Source organism: Metabacillus sp. 113a (assembly GCF_050107635.1).
GTDB lineage: Bacteria > Bacillota > Bacilli > Bacillales > Bacillaceae > Metabacillus_B.
In genome coordinates this window covers 518344-544431 of the sequence record NZ_JBNILJ010000001.1, presented here as the reverse complement: position 1 = coordinate 544431, position 26088 = coordinate 518344, and the positions used below count along the sequence as shown (strand labels likewise).

The window sequence follows — 26088 nt, the reverse complement described above, 5'->3', positions numbered from 1 at the left end:
TTTTTTAAAATGGCTGCTGGATCAGCAGATACTATGTGGATTTGGTAAATTTTTTTTGGATATTTTTGTGATATTCTTCACAAAATAATTTATTGGAGATTGGATAGGGGGGTTTTTCGTGCAGAACCAATTGAAGAAAGAGATTGGGTTTTTTGCCGCTTTAACAACAGTAGTCGGAACAGTCATTGGAGCTGGAGTATTTTTTAAACCGACAGCTGTATATGATTCTACAGGTTCAGCGAGTCTCGGATTGCTCGCATGGCTGATTGGCGGGATTCTGACCATAATAGCCGGGTTAACCGCTGCCGAGCTTTCCGCTGCGATTCCGCAAACGGGCGGGATGATGGCTTACTTAAAAAGAACATACGGGAATCTGACTGCCTTTTTGCTCGGCTGGGCTCAGACAGTCATTTATTTCCCTGCCAACATTGCCGCCTTGGCCATCATTTTTGGAACACAAACCGCAAGTCTATTCGGCTACAGTGCAGATGATAACAAAATGCTGATCGTCGTGATTGCGGCAGCCACTGCAATTTTTTTAACACTGTTAAATTTCCTTGGGGCGAAAGCAGCTGGCGGGATCCAAACCATAGCCACAATCTGCAAACTCATTCCACTTGCCCTGATTATTCTTTTCGGCCTGCTTCACGACAGCAATGTCCCTTTTCAGCTGTTTCCTGTTGAGGCAGGACCGGAACGGACCTTCCTGACAGCACTGGGGTCAGGTTTGCTTGCTACGATGTTTGCTTATGACGGCTGGATACTGGTGGGAAATATCGCCGGCGAAATGAAAAACCCGAAAAAGGATTTGCCTAAAGCCATTATCCTTGGCCTTTCAGCTGTCATGGCCGTTTACTTACTAATCAATGTCGCTTTTTTAACCGTTATGACAGCAGGATCCCTTGCAGGCACGAACACTCCGGCCTCCGATGCAGCTGAGCTTATATTTGGTTCAATGGGAGGAAAGCTTGTAAGCATTGGAATTTTAATTTCTGTCTTTGGAAGCATCAACGGGTATGTGATGACAGGCATGAGAGTACCTTATGCAATGGCCATGGAGAATAAGCTTCCATACAGCCGCTGGTTTGCAAAATTGTCTCCCCGAAGCCGTGTTCCGTACAATTCAGGCCTCTTTATTTTAGCCATTGCGATCATTATGATGTTTATTGGCGGATTTAATACTTTAACAGATATGCTCGTTTTTGTTATTTGGATTTTCTACACGATGACGTTTGCAGCAGTCATGATTTTGCGGAAGAGAGAACCTGAACTGGTGCGTCCATATAAGGTTCCACTCTATCCGATTCTCCCGATTATCGCGATTGCAGGCGGTTTGTTTATCGTCATCAACACCCTCTTTACCCAGCCCGTCCTCGCGATGTGGGGTCTGGGTATGACAGCATTGGGTCTGCCAGTTTACTTCGGCATGAGAAAAAAACACATTCATTGATCAAAAGCGGATTCGTTCGGGAATCCGCTTTTATCGATAAATAAACCTCATAGCAGCATGCGCAGCGAGTCTGCTCGTCATGTCCCTGAAGTCTTTTGAAGGGTCAATTTCAACAATATCCAGCGCTATGACCTTTTCGCATGCAGACACTGCTGAAACAGCAGCCATCAGCTCCCTGTCTGTCAATCCCCCCGGTCCGATTGCCGGACAGCCTGGAGCAAAAGCCTGGTCTACTGCGTCCATATCCAGGGATACATAAATAAAGTCCGTTTCTTCCGCCAGCCGGTTCAGTTCACTCAAAAGAATCGGGACAATACCGGCTGTCTCTATGTTGGCCATTGTATATACAGCCGTGTTTTTTCCTTTCAAATAATTCGAGTATACCTCTGCATTGGAAAAATCCCGGATTCCAATCTGTACGAGATGGTGTCCGTGAATGATTCCCTCTTCCAGAAGGCTTCTAAATGGCGTTCCATTTGTTTTTCCTCCGTCCTCAAAGTTGCGCACATCATGATGGGCATCAAATTGAATGACTCCGGCCGTCCCAAAGCATTCTTTAAAAGCCCGGATTGAAGGATAAGAAACACCGTGATCGCCCCCCAAAATAAGAAACCGATCGCACGATCCCGTTAGAATCATTTCCTTTACACTGATATGCATCCTGTCCAGAGACTCTGTGACATCGGTTGGATGAACCCGGACATCGCCGAAATCAAGGATGGTCTGATTCCGGTAATCCTTGTTTCGTTCACTTGAAAAAGTAGTATATGCGTTAAGGCAGGTGCGGATTGTCTGAGGAGCTTCAGCGGCCTCGGAATAGGAAATCGATGATTTTGAATAGGGAAGTCCGATAAGTGCTGTGGAACCCTTTCTCCCTTTTTCGTAGGGGATGACGGTCTCAGCCGCTTTTACCGTATACCGGTCTTTAAACTCTGCCCTGCAGCCCGGCTTAAGGAAGCTGAATGGTTCCATACTTTCCCCTCTCCCATCTTTTAATCCCCGCACTGTAAACACTCTCAGCATGGTTGACACCAAAATGATAGGGCACGTAATGATAATTTGGAGCATCCCAGACGACAAAGTCTGCCCGGCACCCATTTTCAAGTGTTCCCGCCTCATCCCCCATCCCGATGGCATGAGCCGCATTTACCGTCACTGCATTCCAGATCTCTTCTGCTGTCATTTTAAGCTTCAGGGCAGCTAAAGACATGATGAGCTGAAGATTTTCAGTAACCGAGCTTCCCGGATTAAAATCCGTTGCTAAAGCTACGGCGGCACCTGAATCGATCATCACTCGGGCCTTTGCATACATGTCTTTTCCTAAATAAAAGGTCGTGCCCGGAAGAAGAACAGCGACTGTATCACTCTCAGAAAGCCTTTTTATTCCTTCTTCAGTCGCCGCTACGAGGTGATCTGCGCTTACAGCTCCGAGAGAAACCGCAAGCTCGGCGCCTCCAAGCGGGTCAATTTCGTCTGCATGAATCTTTATTCCGAACCCTTTCTCTTGAGCTTTTTTTAAAAAATGCCGAGATTGAGCGATTGAAAATACCCCTGTTTCGCAAAAAATATCTGCAAACTGTGCTAAGTTTTGCTGCTTAATTTCTTCAAGCAGCAAAATCATTCCCTCTAAGAATTCCAGCTCCATGCCCTTATGTGAAGGAGGAATGGCATGGGGACCGAGAAAAGTCGCAGCCATGCGGACCGGGTATTGGTCCTGAAGCCTCTTAACCGCTGTCAGCTGTTTAAGCTCAGTTTCCCGGTCCAGTCCATACCCGCTTTTAACTTCCAAAGACGTCACACCATGTGAGATCATCCGTTCCAGGTGAAAGGAAGCTTTCTGGACCAATTCTCTCAGGGAAGTTTGACGGGTTGCCTCAACCGTTGACAGGATGCCTCCTCCGCCCGCTAATATTTCCAAATATGGGATTCCGGCTTGTTTCAGTGCCATTTCGTTTTCTCTGCTTCCTCCGAATACAAGATGGGTATGCGGGTCGACAAGTCCCGGAGTAACCAGCCTGCCCTTTGCATTCCGCTTTATTTTTGCGAGATGCCCTTCTGCTTCTTCCGTAGAACCGGTCCAGGATACACAGCCGCCCATGACGGCCATTGCAGCGTTTTTTAAAACCCTCAGGTTGTTCATTTCCTTTCCTTTAAGCGGTTTTTCCGATGCTGCCGGCAAAATCAGCTGTCCAATGTTATAGAGCAGGAAATCATGCACCATCCCCATTCCATCCTTTCTTTTGCATGGGAATCCGGATTCCGTGTATAGCTGCTGACGTAACGGCTTTTTCATAGCCTGCATCGGCATGCCGGACAATTCCCATTCCGGGATCGGAGGCAAGCACCCTCCCAAGGCGTTCCTTTGCCAGTTCGCTTCCATCCGCTACCACTGCCATGCCTGCGTGAAGAGAGTATCCCATTCCTACCCCTCCCCCATGGTGGAGAGAAATCCATGAACCTCCGGCCGCGGTATTAATCAAAGCATTTAATACAGCCCAGTCCCCTATAACGTCACTTCCATCCTTCATGGCCTCCGTTTCTCTGTTTGGGGAGGCGACGGAACCGCAATCCAAATGATCCCTCCCAATGACAACAGGAGCCTTTAATTCCCCCCGCCTGACCAAATCATTGATCGAGAGCCCCATCCTGGCTCTCTCCCCATAGCCGAGCCAGCAGATTCTAGACGGAAGTCCCTGAAATGATACTTTCTCCTGAGCCATAGTGATCCAGCGCAGGAGCGGCTGATTAGACGGGAACAACTCCTTTACTAAAGCGTCCGTACGGTAAATGTCCTCCGGGTCTCCCGACAGAGCAACCCAGCGAAAAGGACCTTTTCCTTCACAGAACAATGGCCGGATGTAGGCAGGCACAAATCCGGGGATGCTGAATGCATCTTCTACTCCTTGATCTTTAGCTGCCTGACGGATGTTGTTTCCATAGTCAAAGACGACTGCACCCCGCCGTTTATATTCGAGCATCGCCTCAACATGGGTCGCCATAGATTGAGAAGCTTTCTTTACATATTTTTTCTCGTCACTCCCCCTGAGAGCATTTGCTTCCTGTAAGGTCATGCCAGACGGGATGTAGCCGTTTAGGGGGTCATGAGCAGAGGTCTGATCTGTCACTAAATCGATCTTTATATCCCGTGCCAGCAGCTCTCTATAAAGATCTGCTGCATTGCCCTGAATAGCAATGGAAACCGCCGTACCCTCCCGTTTAGCTTCAATGGCCCATTCAATCGCTTCATTCAGACTAGTTGCCCATTTATCACAGTATTTCGTATCCAGCCTCTTTTGGATGCGGTCCGGATCCATTTCCACCGCGAGACAAACTCCCCCGTTCATCGTAACAGCAAGAGGCTGGGCTCCGCCCATTCCTCCCAGTCCGGCGGTCAGGGTTACCTTTCCTTTCAGTGTGCCTCCAAAATGCTGGCGGGCCGCTTCAGCGAACGTTTCATAAGTTCCTTGCAAAATGCCCTGAGTTCCAATATAGATCCAGCTGCCCGCTGTCATTTGCCCGTACATCATAAGCCCTTTTCGGTCGAGCTCATGGAACTGCTCCCAATTGGCCCATTTTGGGACGAGAACAGAGTTGGAAAGCAATACCCTTGGAGCATGTGGATGGGTTTTAAAAACAGCGACAGGTTTCCCCGATTGCACGAGCATCGTTTCATCCGCTTCCAATGTACGCAGTGTCCGTACGATCGCATCAAACGCTTTCCAGTTTCTAGCCGCTTTTCCAATTCCCCCGTACACGATGAGCTCCTCCGGTTTCTCTGCTACTTCCGGATCGAGATTGTTGCAAAGCATCCTTAAAACCGCTTCCTGCTCCCATCCCTTGCACTCCAGTTCACGTCCTCGTTTAGCCCGGATTATGCGTCCCTTTTCCATTTCGCCATCTCCCCTCCCCGTTTACTGGCTGTCCACAGCTCTAGCTTTTTTTTAAGCCACTCCGTCATGTTTTCAATATCACCAGAAAAGATCCTGTCAACTGTAATGGGTGGAACAATTTTCCTTGCTTGTTCGTAAAAATCACGGGTCGCCGGCGCCATTTTTTCAATTCCCCGGTATTGAACAGCCTGAAGGGCGCAAATGCATTCTATGGCCAGTACCTTCCTCGTATTCTGAATAATGTCATAGCAGTGTCTTGCCGCAATGGTTCCCATGCTGACGTGATCCTCCTGGTTCGCAGAAGAAGGAATGGAATCCACGGTTGCCGGATGGGCCAATGTCTTATTCTCTGATACAAGCGAGGCTGCGCAATACTGCATGATCATTGCCCCCGATTGAAGCCCTGGCTGCGGACTCAAAAACGGTGGCAGGTCGCTTAGCTGCGGATTGACAAGCCGTTCAATTCTCCGTTCTGATATACTGGCAAACTCCGCCATTGCAATTTTCATCAAGTCCATCGAAATTGCGATGGGCTGGCCATGAAAATTCCCTCCCGATACAACCGTCTTGCCTGCGTCAAAAAGAAGCGGATTATCGGTTGCTGCGTTCATCTCAATTTCCAGTTTTTCTTTAACGTAATCCAGTGCCTGCCATGATGCGCCATGGACCTGTGGGATACACCTCAGGGAATACGCATCCTGAACGCGTTTTTCCCCCTGTTTAGTCACGAGCCTGCTGCCGGTTAAAATGGTGCGCATTCGCTCGGCAACAGCTGTTTGCTGCGGGTAGCCTCTCGCTTCGTGGATCGCAGGATGAAACGCATCCATGATTCCCTCAAGTCCCTCCATTGTCAACGAAGCGATGAGCTCACTCTGAAAACCGAGTTTACGTGCCTCCAGATAGGCAATGACCCCTGCAGCCGTCATTGCCTGTGTGCCGTTGATCAAGGCAAGCCCCTCTTTTGCCTCAAGAGTTAGAGGCTCCAGTCCAGCCTTTTTCAATCCTTCCTTTGAACAGGTGATTTTCCCGGAATCAAATACAAGCCCTTCCCCGATTAGGACGAGGGCAAGATGGGAAAGAGGCGCAAGATCCCCTGAAGCACCAAGTGACCCCTGCTGGGGAATGACTGGGTGTATGCCTTTATTTAAGAGGGCGGCGAGAAGCTCGGCCACCTCTGTACGGATACCTGAAAACCCTTTTAATAAAGCATTTAACCGTAAAAGCACCATCGCCCTCGAAACAGATTCAGGAAAGGGATCACCCGTTCCGCAAGCATGTGAACGAATAAGGTTCAGCTGGAGCCGGGTCACATCCTCCTCTTTAATGCGCACGTCACTGAACTTGCCAAACCCCGTATTGATTCCATAAACCGTCCTTTTCTCGCGGACTATGCTCAGCACAGCCTCTCTGCTTTTCTCTACTTTACGCAAAGCATCCCGGCTCAGAACAACATGTTCACCCATCAGGCAAATTTTTTCTGCTTCATCTAGAGTCAGAGACTCTCCAGTAAGGACTGCCATGTTTATCCCACCTTTGTATTTTGGATAAAGGCTTTGTTCATGTATGATGTTGATTTATTAACCCTTGTTGATTGGAGTGGAAGGCATGAAACTCCGTGCTAAGAGCAGCGGGAAAGGTAAGACCCCGCAGGCGCAAAGCGGCAAGGGGGCTCACCGCCCTTGGATCAGCGAATGCCTGCTACCTGCAATCTGCAGACGAGTTTCACTGAGCTAAAATAAAAAGGAGCCGACAATGGCATACGAAAATACCATCATCGCCTCCTTCTTGCTACTAACAAACTAGGCAATGGCTTTATATATGATTGATTCCGAGCCCTGACGTTTCATGCTCCAGGCCTTTAACCGGAGCTCCGATCGTACCGTAAAAAGCAACAGCGAGCCACTCGCCTTCCGCTTGTTCTTCATAAGGCCATCCCCGCACAACGGAAAACCGAAGACCAACCGTCCTGCTCATCTCACCAATGGCCGTCTGTCCGCGGGTAACTCCCTCGATTGCTTCAAGAACCGCGTGGTATAGGGCATGGTTCTCCCTGTAGCAGCCTTCATTAATCATTCCGTTCCGCTTAGCAGCCGTTTCAACTGCCGCAATGACCTTTTGCAAATTCATTGAGCCAATTCTTCCTTGGCAATACACAGTATCCGGAAAGGAAAGATTCATCTGGACTAACTCCTCTTCTGTAAGTGCCGCCAAAAGGAGAGCCTGTTTTCCGATTAATGTTTTTATGGTCATATGCGGTCCTCATTTTTTGAAATTTCAGCTAATTACTTATATCTAACTTCATTCTATGGGTGGACCAAGGACGGTGTCAATCGGTTATGGGAAATTTTAGTTTGCTATCATAGCGCCGTATTAGCCGGGAAAAGGAGGATCTCTGTATATAATTGGAAAAAGAAACCTGTTAAGGCCGGTTTTGCTGGTCAATCGGCATCTTCGTGCGGCTGGCAAGAGGCGTGGTTGCACCAGACAGCTTACTTTTGCTATTATTTGCTTCGAACCAGGAAAACCAGCGTAATTTACGCTGGTTAAGAGACATTGTAAGCTATACCTGAAGACGAAAGAGTAGGATATCGGTCTAATTTTCAGGATATCGACCTATTCCGGTGATATATCGACCGGTTCTTTTCATATATCGACCGAAATTTTATTAAATCGGCCATTAATTACTTATATCGACTTTCCGACAAAAATCGCACTATTTCCTGACTGATTCTCATACTCAAAGCAGTCCTCGTTAATGCCTGAACATGTACACCTGCCGCTGGATAATTCAAATCCCGTTTATGTGTATGGGTGAAGTCTGATTCATGATAATAAAGCATTGAATGAAGCAAAGCTTTGCGCTTACTGCATCCGAAAAAAACCCGTGCAGAACCCTCTCCAAGGAGCACAAAAGCTCAGAGCATGGCTCTAAGCTTTTTTGCTTTTTCATACAAGAGCTTTTAAGCTCCTTTTGTTTCATATTTAAGCGGGGTTCGTTTTTTAAAAATTAAGCTCTGGGAGCATCGTGTAAATTTAATACATCAAGTATTGCTCCCGTATTTCCATAAACTGTTTCCGTTCTTTTTCGTATCTTTTCTCGATCTCTTCTACAGAAGCACCATTTATGAGCATTTCCTTCACCCAGCTGTTTCCGAGCAGCAGGTTAAAATGATTGGATGCTAAAAACTGAAAGTCATTCGGATACATGTCTTTGACGGTTTTCACGATGGAAAGACCCGTTTTAACTGCTTTAAACTTCTTCCGGTCTGTTACATAAACCTGAACCCCATGGGAGAGTTTTCCGCTGTGCTTGGAAAAGGTCGGGGTAAAGGAGGCTGCTCTGAATGATACGCCCGGCAGCTTCAAGCGGTTCAGTTTCTCAGCCAAATCCGAGCTGTTGATAAAGGGCGCTCCAATTAGTTCAAAGGGCTTGGTTGTTCCTCGTCCTTCAGAGAGATTCGTTCCCTCAATCATTCCAGTCGCCGGATAAACAAAGGCAGTTTCAATCGTCGGCATATTCGGTGAAGGCATAACGAATGGAAGGCTCGTTTCGTCAAAGTCCATATTCCGCTTCCAGCCCTTCATCTTAATTACTTTTAAATCCGCATCAATGCCAAATTCATTGTTAAACAGTGTGGCAAGCTCGACGACGGTCATCCCGTGTCTGAGCGGGATCGGGTATCTGCCGACAAAAGATGAAAATTCTGGTTCCAGAACCGGTCCATCTGTTTGAATGCCGCCGAGCGGATTGGGCCGGTCCAGTACAATGATCGGGATCCCCTTCTCTTTTGCCGCTTCCATCGCATAGGCCATTGTGTAAATATACGTGTAGTAGCGAGTCCCCACATCCTGGATGTCAAACAGCAGAACATCGACATTTTTCAGCATTTCCGGAGTCGGTTTTTTTGTCTGGCCATATAAACTGTATACAGGAACCCCTGTTTTTTCGTCGATATAGTATTCTACATACTGACCTGCCTGCGCATCTCCTCTTACCCCATGCTCCGGACCAAATAAAGCCGTAAGTTCTGTATCTTTGCTTCCAGCAGCAATGTCAACGATGCTCTTCAAATTCCGGTCAACGCCCGTAGGATTTGTAATCAGGCCGATCCGCTTGCCTTTAATGAGTTTTTGATGCTGCTTAAAAAGCATCTCAGCTCCAGTCACCACTTTTTTCGCTTTTTCCTTTTTAAACCAGGATGCATCAGCGGACGTTGCCATTCCAATGGCAAGCACTCCTGCCATTAGTGCCATCATCCATTTTTTCATAAGCTTTTCCTCTCCCATCTGCTTAAAAAGTTCTCTATTAGATTAAGTCTGTTAACATGCTTCTTGATTGGAAAATAGCACCTGCGGAGGGTTCCGGTATTCCGCAGGATGCTTATTCCCTGTTTCTTTTTCCTATTTAAGAGGTTTTCCGTTAAAGTTTAATCCGTAGCCATAGTCGTATAAAAGCTCTCCAGGATCAGTGACGGATGGGATCTCAACAGGCAGTTTTCCTTTAGGCTGCGATAACCCGAAAATGGTCTCGATCCCCGCTGGAATATTTGGCTGGCGGAACCGTCCATTAGAATAGCCTTTAAAACCATAGACAGCAATGACGGCCTTAGCTTCTTCAAAATTAGCCGTGTCATAAGGGTTCCTGAGGCTCATCAGTACAAATTTTTTATCCTGTTTCTGAGAATAATTCATGGCTGCACGCGGGAACACAGTGGCCCATTTGCTGGAGTCTGTTATAGTATCATCGATCACTCCGTCATTGACGGCCGGGTCATTTTTGACAACATATGAACCGGTGATGACATAATCAGCCTGATCAATTTCTTTGGCAATGGCCTTGTCGAATACCTTTCCGGAAAAACTAAGACTCTCAATCTTCACACGATTGATTCGCTGCTTGGAATAAAGCTCTGTGATCGTTCTTCTCATCGCCTCTGCCTGATCCTCAAATGGGGCAAGAATTAATACTTTTTCATTTTTCTTTGGCTTAAAGGGGAGGGTCCGGTTTTCGTTTTTAAGAAGAGTCACGGCATCCAGCGCCATTTTCTTCTCCATGTGGTAATGCTTCATGCTGCCTACTGTCTTTTTGGCCTTGCTGATTTTATCATCAATGGACGACTGGGAATCCGCTGCGCCCGGATCATAAATGCCCCGCTTCATTTTTAATTCCAGAATTTTTTCAACAGAATCATCGATTTCGCTCATCGGGATCTCTCCGGATTTCACCGCTTCCATTACGCCGTTATACACTTCTGCCAGATTTTTTTCAGTTTCCAGAGAAGTGACAGGTGCGGGCATAAGTGCGATATCAACCCCGGCATTAATCGCCATAATAACTGCCTCTGTCTGCCCAAAGTTTTCGGCAATGGCTTTCATATTGAGGGCATCGGTGACAACGACTCCTTCAAAGCCCATCTCGTCTTTCAGGAGGTCCGTTAGAACCTTACGGGAAAGTGTAGCAGGCACCATAATTTGCTGGCCGTCCTTTTTGCTCGTATACGTCGTGTCATCGATCGCCGGAAATTGAACGTGCGCCGTCATAATCATATCGACATCCTGTTCGATGGCTTTTTGAAAAGGGTACAACTCAACTTTCTTTAATCGTTCTTTATTATGGGTAACCATCGGAAGTCCGTAATGGGAGTCAACAGCCGTATCCCCGTGCCCGGGGAAATGCTTAGCAGTGGTTGCGATGTTTTGATCCTGTAGTCCCTTAATGGTCTGTACTCCGAGTGAGGCCACAAGTTCCGGGTTGCTGCTGAATGAACGGACCCCAATCACAGGATTAGCCGGGTTATTGTTTACATCCAAGGAGGGAGCGAAGTTGACATTGATTCCTAGAGAATCAAGTTCTTTTCCTGTAATCGAACCTGCGTTATAGGCGTTTTTTTTGCTGCGCCCCGCCCCGAGCGCCATATTTCCTGGCAGGTTCGTCCCGGATTGGAGACGCGTTACAATCCCGCCCTCCTGATCAATTGTGACAAAGAGCGGGATGTTTTCACTGGCTTTCTGAAGACCGTCAGCGAGGCGGACCGTCTGCTCTGTATCTACAACATTTTCGGCAAAAAGGATAACCCCGCCAAGATGGTATTTTTTAATGATGCCTCCGACTTCCTGGTTCATTTCTGTGAAGCCCGTCGCCTTTTCCTCTCCTTGCTTTTTCCAGTTCCTGAAATCAGGCATCAGCATCTGGCCTACCTTTTCTTCAAGTGTCATACTGTCAGCTGCACGCTCGGCCGCTTCTGCCAGCCTGCTCCCGGATTCTTCAGCCTGCACGGCCGGTTTTAAGCCTGTAAACGCCGAAAGGACGAGAGCCGAAACCAAACCATATGTTAATAGATGTGTTTTTTTCATATAATCCTCCTATAAGGGGTTAGTATTTACACAAAAAACGCTAAGTAAGCGCTTTCTGTAATTTCCATTTGAATCTGCTTAATATCTCAGCATGGCTTCATAGACAGCTGTTACGACACTGCCATATTTACCTGTTTGAAATTGATCCCCTTCAAATGTGTTCGAATCAGCAGCAGCATTGACTAATGGAGAATGTTTTTTATTTGTCAGCAGCACGATGCCAAGATCATATTTAGGATCGAGAATTGTTACGGTCCCTGTCCATCCAGTATGCCCGAATGCTCTCTTGCTTGCATGAGGCCCAAACATCCACTCCATGCTCTCATTCCCATTCAGCCTCCAGCCTAGCCCATAGGTAGGATTCAGAGAGGAAGGCTTTACAAATTCCTTAGCTGTCCGTTTGCTGAAAAGCTCGGTTTTTCCGTAGGTTCCCCCATTCAGCATCGTTTGCAGAAGGACAGCCATATCCTGAGTATTTGAGAATAAGCCGGCATGGCCAGAAACCCCGCCCATAGAATAATAAGCCTTCTCATCATGCACTTCTCCCTGCAGGGTATAAGTGCGAATATTCGGAAAATCAATTACACCATCTCGGGTATTGCCCATCAATTCCGTGGCAGCAGCATCCTTCGGTTTGAATCCCTTTTGAAGGGGATTAAAAACAGTGTGTTCCAGTCCAAGCGGTCTGTATAATTGTTTTTCCGCATACTCATCAAGCGGTTTTCCTGTTACCCGTTCAACGATGGTCCCGAGGAGCATGTAATCCACATCACTGTAGATGTTTTTTGTACCCGGCTCATAGGCAAGCGGGGTTTTTGAAATGTTCGCTATGGTAAGTTCGCGGTTTTGCGAATAAAGCTCCTTTGAAACTCTCGGGTTGTGATACTGGGGATCCGGCGGGAACCCGGCGGTATGATGAAGAACATCCACTATTTTAAGAGTATCTTTTCCTTTAATCCTATCAGTCTCCTGATCCCGGAATTCCGGAATGTAGGTCCTGACCTTATCTTCAAGCTTTATTTTCCCCTCCGTAACAAGCTTTTGGAGGGCAAAATTGGCAGCATACATTTTGGTGTTCGAGGCTAAGTCAAACAACGTATCTTTTTTTACCTTTTCAGGATTTTTGAGGATGGCCAGTCCATTGTACTTTTTTTTGTACCCGTATGTTTTGTTCTTGACTATTTTGCCGTCCTTGATGACTATAAGGGCTGCACCTGGAAATCCTTTTTGTATCTCGTCTTCAATCAGCTTGTCCACCCGTTTAAGTCCAAAGGAAGAAAATCCAGCGTCCTCCGGTTTTTTTACTTCCTTCAGTACGGTGCCCCCTTTTTTATGCTCGCCCTGCAATTGCTCAGCTTGAACAGAAGCGCTAACAGGTTCTGCCTGTAAGGCTGCAGGTGCCATCAGCGCCAAGGTAATCAGTGAAGCCAGACTTTTTCCTTTCATTTTCGGCTCATCCCCTTATCTATTCATCTCGTATCCTCTCAATCAAAAGCGAATGATCAGACTGTATTAAATCAAGGACCCGCATATCATCCATTTCAATGGTTCCTACTACATTTACTCTTTTATCCTCAGGCAAATCTCTTTTCACAATCTGTATTTCTCCCCGGTATCTACCGTAAAGGTCATTGTCCATAGTAATCGAACCCTTCCTCCGCTCCTTTGAGGCGAGGGGCAGCACAGGGTTTTTAGACCGGGTATCAAGCAAACGGATGACATCCCTGGAAAGATCCGGCCTTACACGATAAAAGCCTTCTGCAGAATGATCGCATCTGGCTTTAAGTTTAATCGTCTTTTCCTTCGAATAGGTTACTAAATCAGCCAACAGCTCCCCGGTAAAGTCTGGGTCACCTATAAAAATGTTGTCTGTCCCCAGTGTCTCGAGCTCAACTGCAGAGTGAAGCGGATTGCCATTCCGGTGCTTTTCAAGCGTAGGCAGGCCTTCTCTCAAAGGGCCGCGCTTCCTGCCCGTTCCCGGAATAAAAGCAGCGGTTTGGATTCCATAAAGGGCAAAAACACGGTTTTGATTTGCAAAAAAAACGTCATCCAGACCCGTTTCCCTGCGCGGATAAAAATTATGCCAGGCAATGATCTTTTCTGGCTCGATCCCGGCAGACAATAATTCTTTTAGATCCTTTTCAAATACTGTGCTTGCGTTAACCGCGATGGAAAACATCCGGCTGAGTCCTGCCATCTCCTCAAGCGAGAACCCATCATCGAGGCGCAAGCCTGTTATGCCAAGTGAAGGTAAATCATTCATACTGTTAAGGTTCAGCCTGGAAGGAGTTTCTGCGGACACATCAGCATATACCTGGATCCCCTCTTGTCTTGCAGCTTCAAGAAGGCTCTTAGCTTCTGCTGCAAGATCCCCCTTATCTTCCGGGATATGAAGGGAGGTAAAGGCTTTCTTTACCCCCATTTTCCCTGCCTCCCGAATCTTTTCAGCAGCGAGTGGATCATTCAAGTAGAAGGAAATGCAGATCATGTAAATTCACTGGCCATTTCATCCTTAAAGCCAAATAGATACGTGAAGAGAAATCCAGCTCCATAAGAAATGAGCAGTCCGAGCAAATACAGCACAATTTCATTGGCGTGGACGAGGAAGAGGAGCGGAATTCCAGATACGCCAATCGATGTTGTCGCAATGCTGAAATATGCCTGAAAAGCTCCTCCGACTCCGGCTCCCAGGCAAGCAGTCAGGAACGGACGGCCCAGGGGCAAAGTTACGCCGAAAATAAGCGGTTCTCCAATCCCGAGCATTCCTGCAGGAAGCCCTCCTCCAACAGCTCTTTTTAACCTTTTTTTCTTTGTTTTCGCAAAAATGGCAAAAGCGGCTCCAACCTGACCTGCTCCCCCCATCGCCAGAATTGGCAGCAGCGGATCGTCACCGATCGAATTGATCAGCTCCAGGTGAACCGGGGTTAAGCCTTGGTGGAGCCCTGTTACTACAAGAGGAAGGAAGGTGGCTCCCAATACAAATCCAGCACCGGGTCCTCCAACATCCAATACAGCCAGCAAACCGCCGGTAATCCCTTCTGAAATCCAGCCTCCTACCGGCATAAAGAGAACATACGTACATAAACCGGTAACGAGAAGCGCAATGGTCGGAGTCAGAATAATATCTAATGATTTAGGGATAAACGTCCGGACCCGCTTTGCAACCACCGCCATAAAGATGGCAGCAAATAAAACGCCAACAAGTCCCCCGCGGCCGGGAAGCAGATTTTCGCCAAACAGTGAAATATCCGCTATCGCAGGGTTGATTATCAGGATTCCCGCAAGAGCTCCAAGTGCCGGAGATCCTCCAAACTCCTTCGCTGCGTTAAATCCGACCAAAATTCCAAGGTAGGCAAATAATCCTCCGCCGATTGCTGTTAAAATGAGTGCGGTTTGCGAGTCGGCGGCGAGCCACTCTGCCTGAATAACGGCCTTTGTAATCCCTGTTATAAGCCCGGATGCCACCAGCGCAGGAATCAGCGGGATAAAGATGTTTGCAATTCTTCTTAAAAATTGCTTAAAGGGTGTGGCGTTCTTTTTGTTCACTTCAGCTTTATTTGAAGCGGCTGCCTGCTTTAAATCAAAATCTTCTGTTTCTCCCGTGAGCCTCCCAAACTCATCTGCCACTTGATTCACTGTCCCTGGCCCTACAATGATCTGGAACGTGTCTTCCTCTACGACCCCGAATACCCCCTCAATCCGTTTAAGGCCATCCCTGTCGACGAGCGACTCATCCTTCACCTTTACTCTAAGTCTTGTCATGCAATTCGCGTATGAAGCGACATTCCCCTTGCCGCCGAGTTTTTCGGCGATTTCTGCCGCAAGTTTGTAAGATTCATCTCTTTTTCCCATCAAAAACCCTCCCCCAATGAAGTCGATTCTATTTTTCTTTCTTGGTAATCGAGTGGATTGCTTCTCTCGTATTGTCAATGTACTGAACGGTCTCACTGTATTGCAGCGCTGCCATCCCAAGAAACAGAACGTCAATCATATACAGCTGCGACAGACGCGAGGAAGTGGCTGCGCTTCTAAAAGGCGCTTCACTCGAGCTTGATGTATAAAGGCATACATCACACAGTGCGGTCATTGCGGATTGGCCGAAGTGGGTCAGGCCAATTGTTTTCACCCCCTTTTCTTTCGCAAGCTTCAGGATTTTAATAATTTCCGGCGTTTCCCCGGAATAGGATACAGCAAACAGCACATCCCTTTCTTCCGCATTGGCAATTAGCGTAGCCACTAAATGCAGATCGCTGAAGGAGGTGGCATTTTTGCTGATCCTCAGCAATTTTTGCTGGGCATCGGCTGCTACAATCCCTGAAGCCCCTACTCCGAAAAAGTGGACCGTTTTTGCCTCATTCAATAGCTGGACTGCTATCTCGAGCTGAGTGAAATCAATAATTTCAGAGGTGTCTGTAATTGCCTGAACACTGTTGCTTGCTGTTTTCATCGCTGTGGAATACAAGGATTCCCCCGGGGCAATGTCGCGGTAGCCATGTTCAGCCGGTTTAAGCAAATCCCCGGCAATCCGAAGCTTTAAGTCCTGAAACCCCTTTAAACCAAGTGATTTGCACAGCCGCACGACCGCTGCCCCGCTCGTGCCGGATGAAACGCTTATTTGGCTGACGGTTGAATTTACGGCCTCATGCGGATGATCCAGTATGTACTGCGCTATTTTCCTTTCCGATCCTGGAAGCCTCCCGATGGTTTGCTGTATAATGGCCAGCCCCCCTTTTGTCACAGCGGCAAGTTCTTTCCGGATTGTGAAGCAATCGCACTTCTCGCATTTCCATTGTGTTCGTCCAGGAGCTTTTGAGCAGCGGCAGCATCCGTGCCGGTTTGAATCATGACAATCGCTTTTTTGACCTGCAGCCCGGACTGCTCAAGAATTTCTTCCGCTTTTTCATTTGTTACGCCTGTTATCGTTTCAATAATGGAAATCGCTCTTTCCTTGAGCTTATGGTTGCTGACATGGACATCAATCATCAGGTTTTCATACACTTTTCCGGCTTTCACCATTGCTGCTGTAGAAATCATGTTCAAAATCATTTTGTGAGCTGTAGCGGCCTTGAGTCTTGTAGAGCCGGTCAATACTTCCGGTCCGGTAATGACCTCAATCCGGTGCTGGGCAAAAGTGCTAATGTAAGCGCCTTCATTACTGGATAGCGCTACGGTTGCTGCTCCTATTTCCCCCGCATACTCAAGCCCGCCTGCTACATAAGGAGTTCTCCCGCTCGCTGCGATTCCGATAACTGTATCTTTGCTGGAAAGGCCGATGGCCATCAAGTCTTTTTTCCCTTGTGCGGCAGAATCTTCAGCCCCTTCTGCGGCTTTTAAAAATGCTCCTTCTCCACCCGCCATAACGGCCACAACCTGATCAGGAGCTGTTCCAAAGGTCGGAGGACATTCAACCGCATCCAATATCCCCAGCCTGCCGCTCGTCCCTGCTCCCATATAAATCAGCCTGCCGCCTCTTAATAACGAGGCGGCAGCACAATCTGCCGCTTTGCTGGCTAGAGGCAGCACTTTTTCGACTGCCAAAGCCACCTGCTGATCTTCCGCATTCATCATTGATAAAATATCTAAAGTATCAGCCTGGTCCATATTCATTGACTTTTTGTTTCGCTGCTCTGTCGTAAGCTTCCTCAGCTGCTTTTCCATTAACGTCTGCTACCTCCCGGCTCTCCTGCCAAATATTCTGAAAACTGATTGCTTACTATGATTATACGTTAATTTGAATATTTATTTCAATAATATTTTTAAAAAATTGAAATTATGTTTTAGTGTTAGGAATTATTATATACCTTTTTAAAGCAAAAGCCTTTGGGCTGTGGCACCTTCACACGTTTGAGGAGGGAGACTTCTTTCGGGGCCATTTAAAATTTATCTAATGTTAGATCCATGTTTATACTTGAAGCCGCCTTATTGCCGTCGCCTGCAGCTATGATCAAAGAAGAGGGTCCTGCCTTTTCAGTTTCACCTGCAATATATATCCCATTTGCTGTTGTTCGTCCAGCACCGTCGGTGATAATTCCTCCGTTTTCATCAACTTGGCAGTTTAATTGTTCAGCAAATTTATTTGGGCGATAAAAACTTGGGACTGCGAAGCCGCCACTTCTTAGAATGTTCGCACCTGATTCTAATTCAATACTTTCTAAGTTTCCATCATCTCCATGTAAGTTTTTAATAACTTCTGTATAGACCTTAATCTTTTTATTTTCAAAATCATTTCGCACTTTATTTGATAGTTGATGACCATTAGTAAAAACGATTAAATCATTTGACCAATTAAAAACCAATTTAGTCATATGAATAATGTGATCATCCTTTACTGCAATTATTGCTAACGGCTTATCTCTAAGCTCCCAGCCATCACAATATGGACAGCTGAACAAACTTTTACCGTAATATTGCCTAATCTGTGATAAGGGGAATTCTTCTTGTATACCGGTAGCTAACAGGATTTTTTCTGTTAAATAACTATTATTGTTCGATGTATTGACTAAAAACAAGTTTTTTTGAACATCTTTATTTACCTCAATAACTGTCTCATTTGAGATGGACACAGAAGGATAAGATTCTAATTCTTTCATTGCTATATTTTTAAATTCTTGTGGTTTAATTCCATCTCTTGTTAAAAACCCATGTGACTCTTGTGTTACACGATTTCGATTTGTTCCATTATCAAATATGGCAACCCCTCTGCGCGCTCTCCCTAAAGTTAGGGCTGCACTTAATCCAGCTGGTCCTGCACCAATTACAATACAATCATGTATATTCATCAATTATTTTCCTCCCTGTCTATAATGTATATTATAGAGTCTTAATATCTACAATTTGAATAAAAGAAATCCTGATTTATATAGATTTCTCATTCATTTTGTTAGCCAGTTCAGCTATTCGCGTTTGATTCAATTCATTTAAAAGCTTTTCCTCGGCTGATTCGATTGCTTTCTGAATTAAGCAATCAGGATTGTGGCTGAGACAATACTCAAAAATAGGCGTCAAACCTTCAACAGCTTTTATTACATCGAGTAATGAAAGTTCTTCCCAGCCCGGTTTTAATTTATAGCCGCCATTTGCACCTGAGACAGATTCAATCATACCCGACTTTACTAATTTTGTTAGGATCTTAGATAAATAGGTCGTTGAAACCTCTTGGCGTTCGGCTAATTTTGCCACACCAATATGCTCATCGGGGGGATTAACAGCTAAAAATAACATGGTGTGGAGAGCATAGTTAGTTGCTTTTGTTAACTTCATATTATCCATCCTATTGTAGACTTAATATATCTATAATATCCAGTAGAGTTTTTCATGTCAAATCCTGCGTGTAATCAACAGGCCGGAGCTTTTCCGGAGTAAAGAAAAAAGTCCATTTTTATATTGAAAAATTAAACAGTTATTGCCCTTGGGCCGCCGGGCAATCGAAATGCATCTCCCCCTTACCGTTGGTGCGGTCGCACTTTCACACGTGTGAAGAGGGAGACTGCTATTGGAAATACGTTACATTCCACACGATTATATACAGACCACGATCTCCCGCTTAAACCTGCTTTTTACAGCAAATCCCCTGTCAATAACTTTAAATCCTGCATTAGTGAGCTCCCGGTCAATCGGATCAATGGTTACGAAGACACAGCGATCAGCAATCCGTCTTGCACTTTGGATAATTGATTCCTGTTCTTCATGTGTGATATGGGTATATAGATTGTAGGGCAGGTCAATCACTGCTGTATCATAACGGGCCGTTACCTCTTCGATTGGCCCGACTGCAACCTCCCCGATTAATCCGAAATAGGCAATGTTTTCTCTTGCTCCAGTTACGGCCAGCGGATTGATGTCACGTCCACTAATCTGAACCCCCATAGATAGTGCCTCCACAAGGATGTTGCCAATTCCGCAGCAAGGGTCGATTACAGACACTCCTTTCGGATCGGGTACGGCTATGTTGACGACTGCCCTTGCAAGCCTTGTGCTGAGAGCCGTGGAATATTGACGGGGTTTTTTTATATGCTGCAGCCAAACCGCTTCGCTACGGTCATAACTCCCGAAATACCACTTGCCGTTCAGTGCAGCAATTCCATACATTCTGTCTGGGTGATGAACGTCCGCCTCTCCTTCAATATACTGGCCGAGCTCGCGTTCGATCAAGCGTCTTTCCTTGTAATCAATCGCGCCCCCTTCCGGCAATTCGCTGCTTTTCAGGCAAATGATTTTAAATGTCTCATTTCCGAGCTTCAATTGCCCAAGCTGAGCCGAAATCTCTGTAAGGGTTTCTGCTTCAAAGAAGACTCCTACCTTTTCTCTTATAAATGGGCTCCTTCCGGCAGGAATATCCTTTCCACTTAAAAAAAGCCCTTCCGGAACTTCCTCTCCGAACAGGGACCTTAATTCCAGCATGCAAAGGGAATGCTCCTCTTTACTGTATGTATAGGCGTAAACAAAAGACTCTGATGATCTCATTTCCATCCATCCCTTATACGATAAGCTTTTCTATGTTTTATTTTCGTTACAAGCGTAGCAATGGACATTATAAAAGAAAAGAGGGGAGCCCCCTCTTTTAGATATAGACTATTCAATTTGGCTTTCAAACGCTGATGTCACTTCTTCGAACTCTTCATCGCTCTCTATCTCAGCGAGCTCTCCATCCTCTTCCACTCTTAAGAAGAAAAGTTCAATTTCTTCTGCAGTCTCTTGCTGAATGTCTTCCGAAAATCCTACAGCCGCATATTGACGGCCTTGAATATCTGCTGTACCAAGAACTTCAAGCTCCTGCTCCTTGCCGTCCTCGTCCTCAATGATAAACACGTCTCCAACCTCTACACGATCCATGCGGATTCCTCCTTAACAAGCGGATTTATTTAAAGAAAACCTTATCAATATTATATTTTGCCTTACGCATGTTGATGGCATACGTCTCATATATCTCGCGTTCCATAGGATCCTCTACGACACATACCTCTATGGTGCTGATCTCATCTCTATTGTCCTTTACAGGAGAAACGGTATCTTCGAAATGCTTCTTAATTCTCTGTCTGAGTTTTCTTGCCTTCCCGACGAACAGCAATTCATCGTGAAGGTTATAAAACATAAAAATTCCGCCCTTGTCTCTTGGAATTTTCATGTACTCTGTGAAACCATATTTGTCGCTGATGTCAATTGTACCCTGGGTTCTCTGCTGCTCATTCCTTCTAATAACCAAATCTGGTGAAGGCATGGTGATTTTAATCATGAAAGCTCACATCCTGCTTCTGCTTAATTGTATGTTTCTGAACCTGTGTATTATCTCATAAGATGCCCCTGATTGCCAATTCTGCCATAATCAACTGGAATATGGCTATTTTCTCGAGCTGTGGAAGGATACAGCAGCAAGCATAATAAATGAAAGGGCAACAATGGTGAGGACCCACATCCAGGCAAGCTCCATATCCCCGGATTCAATGGCCATATAAATGGCTGTAGGAACCGTTTGTGTCTTACCCGGGATATTGCCTGCAAACATCAGGGTGGCTCCGAATTCGCCAAGCGCTCTTGCAAAGCTTAAAATGAGCCCGGTTAAAATGGAGCTTAATGCAAGCGGGAGAGAAATGTGCCATATTACCTTTCCGGCTCCAGCTCCGTCAACCTTTGCTGCGTCCTCAATGTCACAATCGATTGCCTGCAAGCCTGTTTTAACTGCCTGATACATGAGCGGAAAAGCCACTACGGAAGATGCGATCACACCTGCCCACCAGGTGAACATGACGGGGGAACCGAAAATAGTAAGGATTAATTGTCCTGCCGGGCTCCGGGTTCCGAAAACAACAATTAGCAAAAAACCTGTCACAGAGGGGGGGAAAACCAATGGCAGCAAAAGGAACGTTTCCAGGAGCACTTTCCCTTTAAACGATCTTTTGGCCATGAAAACAGCGGCGCTTATCCCTGCCAGCGCTACAATCATGGTCGACACAACGGCGATTTGAGCGGAAAGGAGGACTGGGCTCCAAAATGAGGCAGCCATTATTCCCCATTCACTCTGGAGAATCCGTATTTTTCGAAAACCTCCGCAGCTTTCTCTCCTCTTAAAAATTCATAAAAGGCTTTCGCTTCCTGAGGATGGGAGGTTTGCTTCAGGATTCCGAGGGGGTAAACAATCGGCGAATAAGAGCCGGCCGGCGGCGCTGCAATAAACTTTACGTCTCCAGAAGAAGCAGCATCTGTCCGGTAGACAATTCCCGCCTGGGCGTTTCCTGTGCTGACATAGGTTAAAACTTGTCTTACATCCTTTCCGTATACAATCCCGCTGCTGACCTTCTCCCATAGCTTGAGGTTTTTTAGCGCTTCTTTTGCGTATTTTCCGGCAGGGACCGACTCAGGAGTCCCGATGGAAAATGGGCCTTTCATGTTCGGCAAGTCCTGGAATGACTGAATATCCTGATCGTCTTTAGCTGTTATAAGAACCATTTCATTTCCTGCAAGATTGCCAGAATGCGATTCATCTACAAGCCCTTCCTTTTTCAGCTCTTCAAAATGATCCTCAGCAGCGGAGAAAAACAAATCGGCTGGAGCACCCTGTAAAATCTGCCGGCGAAGGGTACCTGAGCCGCCAAAGTTAAAGGATACACGGATATTGGGATTAGCCTGCTGGAAATCATCGTTTATATCTTGCAGTACTTCCTTCAGACTGGCTGCAGCAGATACAGTAATTTCTGTTTTACTAGGTTCTGCTCCTGAGCAGCCGCCTATCATCAATAGGGTAAAAAGGGCGATTATGTATTTCATTCAAATTCATCCTTAAACATAATAATCACAAATCCGTTATCCCCCGCTGACAGGCGGAATGAAAGCGACGGTATCTCCCGCTTTTACTAATGCTTCATCCGGGACAAAACTTTCATCGATCGCGGCCATAGAATGTTTGAAGGCAGAACCTGGGTACAGCAATTCCAGCTGTTCTTTAAGCTGCCGTACTGAGCTTCCTGCTGCTTCCAATTCAATTTTATCCGTTCCAGCGGATTCACGATTGGCTGCAAATAGCAAAATGGTAATCATGTTCTCATGCCTCCCTCTGGCGGTTTCCCTTCAGGATATGCCTTTTTTTCAAGCTGATCACCGATCCACTTTGTCCCGTCCTCCCAAAACTCTTTCTTCCAAATAGGAACGATCTGCTTAATCCGCTCGATGGCATACTCGTTTGCTTCATAAGCTGTTTTCCTGTGCGGGGATGAGACTGCAATGACGACCGCAATATCAGATATCTCAAGCCGGCCTGTCCGGTGGGTTATGGCGGTCACAGCGTCGGGCCACTGATGGCTGATTTCTTCTCCAATTTGAGCGAGCATTTTTTCAGCCATCGGCTTATATGCCTCGTACTCTAAATGAAGAGTCTTTTTGCCATCTGTAAGCTCCCGGACGGTCCCGATAAAGACTGTGATCGCGCCCGCTTCTCTTCTTTCCACCTTTTGAATGACCCCCTCAGCGGAGATCTGCTCCTCAGTCAGGCAAAATATCTTCTCTGTCAATCTGTTTCACCGCCTTCTTTATCATAAAATCAATAGAGTGTGCCACTTGCTGTTTCGTAAAGAATTCAATACCCGGCAAAGGGGGAACCGTCAAATCTGTGATGACGCAAATAATGCCGGTTAACTGGTCAAGCAAAGAAAGATCCTCTTCCTTTTCGATGAGCACCGCTTTTGGGTACCGGGCGTGCTTATACCCTTCAATAAAGAGGACATCCAGGTTGAAATGCGAATAAATTTGTATAAGATCATCCAGAGCAGACCCTTCCAGCCTAGCAGAAAGCTGGAGCACTCCGGCACCTTCAGCTGCTGAAACTGCTGCTCCAGCTTCAAAATGTCTGGAGCTGTCTTTTCCATGCAGATCCGGAGCACCTCCGTGTCCATGATGCTTAAGTGATCCGACATTCAGGCCCAAACCGGACGCACGGGCTATTAAGTTTTCCATTAGTCTTGTTTTCCCGCTGTTCTGGTAGCCTACGACCTGTAGGATGGCACAATGTTTTCCCATGGCCACTCACTTCCCAAACCGCCGCTCAGCAAAAGTGCATCAACGGACATTCCTTTTTCATACCCTCTTGTTCCTCCAGGAAGAACAATAAAAGCATCAGCATCTGCAAGCGATGAGACCGCACTGGACTTATCGAATCCTGAAGAAGTGACCGACACCTTTCCTCCCTCTGAAAATTCCATTCGCGCCCTGACAAACCTCATAAACGGATTAGGTTTTTTAAAATCCGCTCCTAATACCGCTTTAACCTTTTTTAAATGAGGATATGCACTTCCCTGGCTCACGCGGATTACAGGCCTCACAAACAATTCAAAACCTACATAACAGGCGGACGGATTTCCTGAAAGTCCGAATAGCAGCTTTCCGTTAAGTTCAGCGGCGGACGTCACGCTTCCCGGACGCATCGCAACTTTATTGAAAAGGACAGAGGCGTTCAGCTTTTCGTACACTGCAGGTATGTAGTCATAGTCCCCTACTGAGACCCCTCCAGTGGTGATAAGAAAGTCAACTTTCTCGAGAGCTGACCGAACGGTAGTAAAACACTGGTCCAGATCATCCGGCAGCTTCCCGAGATACAGAGGATCTGCCCCGGCTCTTTTGATTTGAGAGAGGACCATGTAAGCATTGCTGTTCCTGATCTTCCCGGGCTTAATAGGCTCACCTGGTTCTAAAAGCTCGCTGCCTGTGGCAAGCACACCAACTACAGGTTGTTTAGCAACAGGCACGCTCTCATAGCCAAACGTTGCCAGAAGAGCGGAAATCCCGGGGTTGATGATTGTTCCTCTTTCTGAAAGGACTGAACCTTCAAGGGTATCTTCACCTTTAAAGGAGATATTGTCTCCCTTTTTATATGTACGGCTGATCTCAATCAGCTTTCTTCCTTGCACGGATTTCTCTTTCACAAGCTCAAGCATGACCACTGCATTAAATCCTGCCGGCAATGCCGCTCCGGTCATAATACGGACAGCATGGCCTTTTTCAGCAGCTTTTGTATATAACGAGCCCGCTCCGATTTCGCCTGTCACTTCGAAAACAGCTGGATTTTCAGCGGAAGCAGCTATCGTATCCTCTGCTCTGATAGCAAATCCATCATAAGGGGACCTGTCGAATGCAGGAACATCATGATCTGCTATAAGATCCTCCGCCAAAAAACGTCCGTATGCTTCTTCAAGTGGAACCCTTTCAACGTCTCCAGGCTCAAGCAAACCCATGACTTTCCTGACTGCCTCGCTGACGGAAATCGGAGACCGTTTTTCAACCATTATCCTCACTCCTGCCTGCGGTTCTATTTGTATCCATTACCTGTTTTGAAATATAGCCCATACCATGGAAAGGGGAAATAACGTATTGAATAGAGACTGGTTTCGGTGCACAGGGTTCATTTTCCTGGATGCCATATGACCGGGCAGGCAAACGAATTTTTTTGAGCGTCCGGAAACCGGCCCCCCACCCGGGCAATCCATATTTAACTTTATCAAAAACTTAAGATAAATGCTGATAAAATTATACGCGCGAATACCTTGCTGCGGAGAAAAAAAAACCTGCAGTTGGATCAGGAAACCTTCCTTGACTGGACCGCCTTTTTTTCCGTTTTCTTTGCATAAGTGATAAAGTATGCCATTCCAACGAAAATGGCTCCTCCAGCAATGTTGCCAAGCAAAGTTGGAACAAAGTTGGATAAATAATCGAACCACGTAAAGTAGCCTGCAAAAATAGCTGCCGGGATTAAAAACATGTTAGCGACAACATGCTGGAAGCCGATGGCAACAAAAGCCATGATCGGAAACCAGATTCCGAGTATTTTTCCGCCTGCATCTTCCGACCCGGTTGCGAGCCAAATCGCCAGACAGACGAGCCAGTTGCATCCGATTGCTGAAACAAAGGTCTGGAGGAATGTCTCATCAAGTTTAGCACCGGCCATGGACACGGTGGTATCCAGAAACGGCCCCGTTTCTGTAAGTCCGACGACATGCCCGAAAAAATAGGCTACAAACAAAGCACCTGCAAAATTAGTCAGCAGTACATAAAGCCAGTTTATTCCGAGGTCTTTAATCGAAATCTTTTTCGCGTAAACGGCCATGGACACCGCCATGATGTTCCCGGTTAATAACTCCCCGCCGGCAAGCACAATCAGCACGAGCCCTACAGGAAATACGGCCCCGCCCAAAAGAGAGGCAAAGCTGCCCCATTCCTCCGGCAGATTACCCACAACCCTTATATCCAGCAAAAACCCCAGTGAAATGAAGGCCCCTCCAAGAAATCCTAAAATGAGTATCGCAGGGAAAGTCAGTTTTGTTTTGCTTACACCCGCTTCAATCGTTTTCTCCGCAATCTGCTGCGGTTTAAGAAACGCCATTCGTCTCTCCTCCGATCTGTTTTTTAAGTAAT

25 protein-coding genes are annotated in these 26088 nt (G+C 46.5%); 1 reads left to right on the top strand and 24 read right to left on the bottom strand.

The window, feature by feature from the left end:
• Positions 1–118 precede the first annotated feature (118 nt).
• Positions 119–1450, top strand: a complete 1332-nt coding sequence (locus tag ACQCVE_RS02870) for an APC family permease (protein WP_426861537.1) — start codon at positions 119–121, stop codon at positions 1448–1450.
• 30 nt (positions 1451–1480) lie between these two features.
• On the opposite strand, the gene hutG is transcribed toward ACQCVE_RS02870, so the two are convergent.
• The 24 genes from hutG to ACQCVE_RS02750 all read right to left on the bottom strand — a co-directional run bounded on the left by hutG (position 1481) and on the right by ACQCVE_RS02750 (position 26056).
• Positions 1481–2422 (bottom strand): formimidoylglutamase, encoded by a 942-nt coding sequence (gene hutG / locus ACQCVE_RS02865; protein ID WP_426844274.1) that lies wholly within the window; start codon positions 2420–2422, stop codon positions 1481–1483.
• The gene (gene hutI / locus ACQCVE_RS02860) at positions 2400–3668 is read right to left on the bottom strand and encodes an imidazolonepropionase (RefSeq protein ID WP_426861768.1); all 1269 of its coding nucleotides are present in this window, start codon (positions 3666–3668) and stop codon (positions 2400–2402) included. Before hutI ends, hutG begins: the two co-directional genes overlap by 23 nt.
• A complete protein-coding gene (gene hutU / locus ACQCVE_RS02855; protein ID WP_426861535.1) occupies positions 3661–5340 on the bottom strand; it encodes a urocanate hydratase in 1680 nt (559 codons plus the stop codon). Before hutU ends, hutI begins: the two co-directional genes overlap by 8 nt.
• Entirely contained in the window at positions 5322–6860 is a 1539-nt protein-coding gene (hutH, locus tag ACQCVE_RS02850; RefSeq protein ID WP_426861533.1) for a histidine ammonia-lyase, read from the bottom strand. The genes hutU and hutH overlap by 19 nt, the downstream gene beginning before the upstream one ends.
• Before the next feature lie 292 nt (positions 6861–7152).
• Complete coding sequence (gene hutP / locus ACQCVE_RS02845) at positions 7153–7590, bottom strand: hut operon transcriptional regulator HutP (protein ID WP_426861531.1); 438 nt, start codon at positions 7588–7590, stop codon at positions 7153–7155.
• A 783-nt stretch (positions 7591–8373) separates the two neighbouring features.
• Positions 8374–9609, bottom strand: a complete 1236-nt coding sequence (locus ACQCVE_RS02840) for an exo-beta-N-acetylmuramidase NamZ family protein (RefSeq protein ID WP_426861529.1) — start codon at positions 9607–9609, stop codon at positions 8374–8376.
• A gap of 132 nt (positions 9610–9741) precedes the next feature.
• The gene (locus ACQCVE_RS02835; protein ID WP_426861527.1) at positions 9742–11694 is read right to left on the bottom strand and encodes a glycoside hydrolase family 3 N-terminal domain-containing protein; all 1953 of its coding nucleotides are present in this window, start codon (positions 11692–11694) and stop codon (positions 9742–9744) included.
• A gap of 78 nt (positions 11695–11772) precedes the next feature.
• On the bottom strand, positions 11773–13140 hold the full coding sequence (gene pbp4b / locus ACQCVE_RS02830) for a penicillin binding protein PBP4B (protein WP_426861525.1): 1368 nt from the start codon (positions 13138–13140) through the stop codon (positions 11773–11775).
• Between the two features lie 19 nt (positions 13141–13159).
• Positions 13160–14182: a MupG family TIM beta-alpha barrel fold protein gene (locus tag ACQCVE_RS02825; RefSeq protein WP_426861524.1), complete on the bottom strand. Its 1023-nt coding sequence runs from the start codon at positions 14180–14182 to the stop codon at positions 13160–13162.
• The gene (locus ACQCVE_RS02820) at positions 14179–15546 is read right to left on the bottom strand and encodes a PTS transporter subunit EIIC (protein WP_426861523.1); all 1368 of its coding nucleotides are present in this window, start codon (positions 15544–15546) and stop codon (positions 14179–14181) included. Before ACQCVE_RS02820 ends, ACQCVE_RS02825 begins: the two co-directional genes overlap by 4 nt.
• Positions 15547–15574: 28 nt before the next feature.
• On the bottom strand, positions 15575–16432 hold the full coding sequence (locus ACQCVE_RS02815; RefSeq protein ID WP_426844232.1) for a MurR/RpiR family transcriptional regulator: 858 nt from the start codon (positions 16430–16432) through the stop codon (positions 15575–15577).
• Complete coding sequence (gene murQ / locus ACQCVE_RS02810) at positions 16429–17352, bottom strand: N-acetylmuramic acid 6-phosphate etherase (protein ID WP_426861522.1); 924 nt, start codon at positions 17350–17352, stop codon at positions 16429–16431. The genes ACQCVE_RS02815 and murQ overlap by 4 nt, the downstream gene beginning before the upstream one ends.
• A 215-nt stretch (positions 17353–17567) precedes the next feature.
• Positions 17568–18473, bottom strand: coding sequence for an NAD(P)/FAD-dependent oxidoreductase (locus ACQCVE_RS02805; protein WP_426861520.1), 906 nt, complete (start codon positions 18471–18473; stop codon positions 17568–17570).
• A 76-nt stretch (positions 18474–18549) separates the two neighbouring features.
• Entirely contained in the window at positions 18550–18954 is a 405-nt protein-coding gene (locus ACQCVE_RS02800) for an RrF2 family transcriptional regulator (protein ID WP_426861518.1), read from the bottom strand.
• Positions 18955–19212: 258 nt separating this feature from the next.
• Positions 19213–20163, bottom strand: a complete 951-nt coding sequence (locus tag ACQCVE_RS02795; RefSeq protein ID WP_426861516.1) for a TRM11 family SAM-dependent methyltransferase — start codon at positions 20161–20163, stop codon at positions 19213–19215.
• Positions 20164–20265: 102 nt separating this feature from the next.
• Complete coding sequence (locus ACQCVE_RS02790; protein ID WP_426844226.1) at positions 20266–20526, bottom strand: DUF1292 domain-containing protein; 261 nt, start codon at positions 20524–20526, stop codon at positions 20266–20268.
• A gap of 25 nt (positions 20527–20551) precedes the next feature.
• Positions 20552–20926, bottom strand: a complete 375-nt coding sequence (locus tag ACQCVE_RS02785; protein WP_426844225.1) for a nucleotide excision repair endonuclease — start codon at positions 20924–20926, stop codon at positions 20552–20554.
• A gap of 105 nt (positions 20927–21031) precedes the next feature.
• Complete coding sequence (gene modB / locus ACQCVE_RS02780) at positions 21032–21694, bottom strand: molybdate ABC transporter permease subunit (protein WP_426861515.1); 663 nt, start codon at positions 21692–21694, stop codon at positions 21032–21034.
• Positions 21694–22455 (bottom strand): molybdate ABC transporter substrate-binding protein, encoded by a 762-nt coding sequence (gene modA / locus ACQCVE_RS02775; RefSeq protein ID WP_426861514.1) that lies wholly within the window; start codon positions 22453–22455, stop codon positions 21694–21696. The genes modB and modA overlap by 1 nt, the downstream gene beginning before the upstream one ends.
• A gap of 36 nt (positions 22456–22491) precedes the next feature.
• Positions 22492–22725 carry a molybdopterin converting factor subunit 1 gene (gene moaD / locus ACQCVE_RS02770; protein ID WP_426844222.1) on the bottom strand — a complete coding sequence of 78 codons (234 nt, stop codon included), beginning with the start codon at positions 22723–22725 and terminating at the stop codon, positions 22492–22494.
• Positions 22722–23195, bottom strand: coding sequence for a molybdenum cofactor biosynthesis protein MoaE (locus ACQCVE_RS02765; protein ID WP_426861512.1), 474 nt, complete (start codon positions 23193–23195; stop codon positions 22722–22724). Before ACQCVE_RS02765 ends, moaD begins: the two co-directional genes overlap by 4 nt.
• A complete protein-coding gene (gene mobB, locus ACQCVE_RS02760; RefSeq protein WP_426861510.1) occupies positions 23167–23700 on the bottom strand; it encodes a molybdopterin-guanine dinucleotide biosynthesis protein B in 534 nt (177 codons plus the stop codon). The genes ACQCVE_RS02765 and mobB overlap by 29 nt, the downstream gene beginning before the upstream one ends.
• A complete protein-coding gene (glp, locus tag ACQCVE_RS02755) occupies positions 23667–24962 on the bottom strand; it encodes a gephyrin-like molybdotransferase Glp (protein WP_426844219.1) in 1296 nt (431 codons plus the stop codon). Before glp ends, mobB begins: the two co-directional genes overlap by 34 nt.
• A 290-nt stretch (positions 24963–25252) precedes the next feature.
• Positions 25253–26056 carry a formate/nitrite transporter family protein gene (locus tag ACQCVE_RS02750; RefSeq protein ID WP_426844218.1) on the bottom strand — a complete coding sequence of 268 codons (804 nt, stop codon included), beginning with the start codon at positions 26054–26056 and terminating at the stop codon, positions 25253–25255.
• Between the last annotated feature and the right edge of the window lie 32 nt (positions 26057–26088).